We start from the raw sequence: 3,223 nt of genomic DNA on the forward strand, positions 1-3,223 counted from the left end.
GGGGGCGACGAGGAGGGCGTCCGGGTCGGGGAACGCGTCGGCCTGTGAGGGGAGCTTGTACTCGTGGCGGACCACCCGGCCGGTGAGCTCGCGCAGCTCGTCGAGGTTGCCCTCGGGGTCCTCGGCGGCCCACCGGTAGGCGCTGGGGGTGAGGACGAGGCAGACGTCCCACCCCCGGGCCTGGGCTCCGCGAATCGGGATGGTGAGGTGCCGGGCGGGCGGCGCGGCACATGAGATCAGGTACAGGGTGCGTTGTGTCACCCGGGCAGTCCACAGCGCGCGGCGAGGGCCTGCAAGCGCCCTTCGGCGGAACCCGCCCCCAGGAGGCGCAAGTCCTCGACAAGTTGGCGGGTGCGCGGCCGGCACTGAACCTCTTCCTTGGCCTCCCGTTCGGCGTCGAGGAGGGTCTCGACGGCCTCGGCGCGCTGTCCGGCCTGCGTGAGTCCTCGGGCCAGGTCGGTAAGGAGGTGCGCGCGGCGTTCCTTGGGCAGGGCGGCGCGGGCGGGGTTGGGGATGTCCGCGGCGACGGCGACGGCATCCGCGCCCTCGGAGAGCTGGACGTGAGCGGCCACGCGGTACAACCGGGCGTTGGTCGGGCCGAACGCGGTCCACACGGCGTTTCCGTCGGCGCCGAGCTCCTCGGCGTGCTCGTCGGCCTGGTCCAGGAGGCCGGGGACGGCGCTCGCTGCGGCCGAGGCGCGGCGGTCGTCCGATGCGCCGATGGTGGCCTCGGCCATGGCCGCTTTGAGGTACAGCATCCCGAGGACGGACAGGCCGTCGGCGCCTCGGGTGCGAAGGTCAGGTTCGAGGCGGGCGGCGGCGGCGAGGGCGAACGCGGCGGCGGCCTGCGCCTGCCCCTGGGCGGTCATGGCGTCGGTGAGGTGCCGGGCGGCCGAGGCCATGATGACGGGGTCTTCCGAGCGCTCGGCCGCGGCCACGGCTCGGTGGCCGCTGATGAGGGCTAAGTCGTGGTCTCCGTACTTGATGCCGGCGGCCTCCGTCAGTTCGAGGGTGAGGGACAGGAGACGGAAGGCGCCGAGGCGGTCGTCGCCGTCGTGCCGGGCGGCGGCCCGGTTGGTGTCGACGAGGAGTTCGGGGACCAGGCTGCCGAGGGAGGCGAAGTGTCCGGACTGGAACGCGGCGCGGGCGTGGACGAGGCGGGTGTGAAGGGTGCCGAGCGGAAGCGGCGCGGCGGGGTCGTCGTCGGCCGTTCCCGTCAGCACGTCGTGCCGTTGGAGCGCGGCCCGGATGGCGTCGAGCTCGACGCCATCAATGCACTGGAGCGCGGGGCCGTCGGTGAGGAGCCTCTCCAACGGCACCATGAGGACGGCGGCGGCGCGTTCGAGGACGGAGAGGCGGGGGTCGGTCTGCCGCTTGCCGCCTTCGAGATCCTGCACCCAGCGGCGGGACTGACCCATGAGGGCCCCGAAGTCCGATTGCGTGATGCGGCGGCGCTCGCGCCAGTAGGCGACGCGACGTCCGATTCCCTGTGTCTCCATGGCACTTCTCCGGGCCGAGGAACGATGCACGCACAGTGCGTGCCTACTTCCTGTTGTACGCCCCTTACGGTCCGGATATGGCCACTCCCGAGAACACCCCCCGTAGGTGGGCCCCCTTCCTCGACCCCGACGGCTCGACTCTCGACCGGCTGCGCCATGCCGGCCCCGGGTCGACGTCACTCGTCCCCGTCGGTTCGGCGTGGGACACCGTCGGCGGCCGGTGGGAGGCCCTCGTCATCACTCCTCTTGAGCGGGGCCTCGCCGCGCTCGACGCCCTCGACCTTCCCCTCGACGGCGGACACCCTGTGATCGCCGATCACGCACGGTCCGAGCTCATCGTCCTGGTGCCCGAAGGGACGGCGGCCCGCGCGGTCGACGGCGGCCCGCAGGCCGTCCGGGCGCTCACGGCCGGAACGTGGCTCGTCGTCCCGCACGGCCCCACGGGCGGATATGTGGCTGAATGGCTGAGTCGCCCAACCCCGGGCGGCGCGCGGTACGTTGACCCCGTCCGGCTGTGCGAGGCAGTCCTCGCCGCCGAGGCCCGGCGCGAGGAACACGCCCGCGCCTGTTGACCCCGTGCGCGGCTCCTCCCCCCGTGGGAGCTGCGCACGGCCCCCGCAGGACCCCGGAGCCTCCGCGCCTTGGCTCCGGGGTCCTGTCGGTTCCGCGGCGCGCTGCGCCGTACCCTGGTCCGCGACGGCCCCCCGGTGATTCACCCTCCGGGGGGCCGTTCTCCTGCACTCACCGGGCCGTATGCGCATCGCTCATGTTTCGTGAGCTGGGGACATACGCACCTGCGGAACAAGGCACGCACAGTGCGTGCCCACCCCAGGCCCGGCGGCCCGTACCGTCCGGACATGGCGCATTCAACGAACGGAACACCCCGCCCGGACCGCGGCCCCGCCGCGCACCTGCCGGCCACCCGCCGCCCCGTCGAGGACGGCGTCGAGCTCCTGCACCCGGACCGTACGCCCCCCTTCGCTCACGATCTCGTGCGATCTCTCGACGAGGCCAGTCAAGCCGTCGGCGCGCTCGACCGGCTCGACCCGTCCAGCGACGTCACGGTGAGCGCGCTCACCGCCCTGGTGTGCACCGGCACGACGGCGGCGGACGCCCTACAGGCCGCCGCCGACGTCGCCCGGAAGTCACCCGGCCTCGAACCGCACTCGCTGTCCCTCGCGCGGGTGCCGGGCCCGGTGGCGGGCCTGTGGGAGTACCAACTCACCATGACGGTGAGCTCGCGCGACCCGCAGACCGGCGAGCACACCGCACCCGTCCACCACGGTGAGCGGCTGAGGTGACGTGGTGACCAGGGCGACGTACCGGTTCCGGCAGTACGGCGTGACGCCGGACGAGCTCGCGGAACCGGCGTTTCAGGCGGTGTGCGTGTCCGGCGACGAAACCGACTGCGGCGCGGACTCCGGGGACCAGGAGGACGAGGAGACGCTCACCCGGTGGATGGCTGAGCACACCCGCGACTCGGGTCACGACCGGTTCCGCGTGGCCCCATGGTCGTACGTGATGGTGAAGGCGGGGGCATGGCAGTGATGACCGGCGGCGAGCGGCTGCTCGACGAGCTGCGAATACCCGACGGACGGCGACACGAGCTGTGGGAGCGCGCCGAGCGGCTGCGGATCGGAGTCGATCACGCGCGTGCCGTACGCGCGGCCCTGGCCGATCAGCGGGCCCGACGTGCGAGCGGGGGCCGCACGTAGGCCCCCCCC

At 73.3% G+C, this 3,223-nt stretch carries 5 protein-coding genes and 1 pseudogene; 4 read left to right on the forward strand and 2 right to left on the reverse strand.

Annotation, left to right across the window (positions count from 1 at the left end; all coding sequences use genetic code 11):
* Nucleotides 1–261, reverse strand: a pseudogene (locus BLT97_RS37160) (flavoprotein); the annotation flags it as partial.
* Nucleotides 258–1,499 (reverse strand): helix-turn-helix domain-containing protein, encoded by a 1,242-nt coding sequence (locus BLT97_RS37165; RefSeq protein ID WP_093618487.1) that lies wholly within the window; start codon nucleotides 1,497–1,499, stop codon nucleotides 258–260. The gene BLT97_RS37165 and the pseudogene BLT97_RS37160, both read right to left, overlap by 4 nt.
* A 77-nt stretch (nucleotides 1,500–1,576) precedes the next feature.
* Between BLT97_RS37165 and BLT97_RS37170 the strand changes: the two genes are divergently transcribed.
* From BLT97_RS37170 to BLT97_RS38255, 4 genes are all read left to right on the forward strand, one after another.
* Complete coding sequence (locus BLT97_RS37170; protein ID WP_143041458.1) at nucleotides 1,577–2,071, forward strand: hypothetical protein; 495 nt, start codon at nucleotides 1,577–1,579, stop codon at nucleotides 2,069–2,071.
* Between the two features lie 285 nt (nucleotides 2,072–2,356).
* Nucleotides 2,357–2,800: a hypothetical protein gene (locus BLT97_RS37175; protein ID WP_093618491.1), complete on the forward strand. Its 444-nt coding sequence runs from the start codon at nucleotides 2,357–2,359 to the stop codon at nucleotides 2,798–2,800.
* 4 nt (nucleotides 2,801–2,804) lie between these two features.
* Nucleotides 2,805–3,047 carry a DUF7848 domain-containing protein gene (locus BLT97_RS37180; RefSeq protein WP_143041459.1) on the forward strand — a complete coding sequence of 81 codons (243 nt, stop codon included), beginning with the start codon at nucleotides 2,805–2,807 and terminating at the stop codon, nucleotides 3,045–3,047.
* Nucleotides 3,038–3,214, forward strand: a complete 177-nt coding sequence (locus tag BLT97_RS38255; RefSeq protein ID WP_176954036.1) for a hypothetical protein — start codon at nucleotides 3,038–3,040, stop codon at nucleotides 3,212–3,214. Before BLT97_RS37180 ends, BLT97_RS38255 begins: the two co-directional genes overlap by 10 nt.
* Nucleotides 3,215–3,223 lie beyond the last annotated feature (9 nt).

The sequence above is a fragment of the Streptomyces indicus genome (genome assembly GCF_900100315.1).
Classification (GTDB): domain Bacteria; phylum Actinomycetota; class Actinomycetes; order Streptomycetales; family Streptomycetaceae; genus Streptomyces; species Streptomyces indicus.

Coding starts and splice junctions, on each gene's coding strand:
- BLT97_RS37170 (WP_143041458.1), top strand. CDS start 1,577: ATGGCCACTCCCGAGAACACCCCCCGTAGGTGGGCCCCCTTCCTCGAC.
- BLT97_RS37165 (WP_093618487.1), bottom strand. CDS start 1,499: ATGGAGACACAGGGAATCGGACGTCGCGTCGCCTACTGGCGCGAGCGC.
- BLT97_RS38255 (WP_176954036.1), top strand. CDS start 3,038: ATGGCAGTGATGACCGGCGGCGAGCGGCTGCTCGACGAGCTGCGAATA.
- BLT97_RS37175 (WP_093618491.1), top strand. CDS start 2,357: ATGGCGCATTCAACGAACGGAACACCCCGCCCGGACCGCGGCCCCGCC.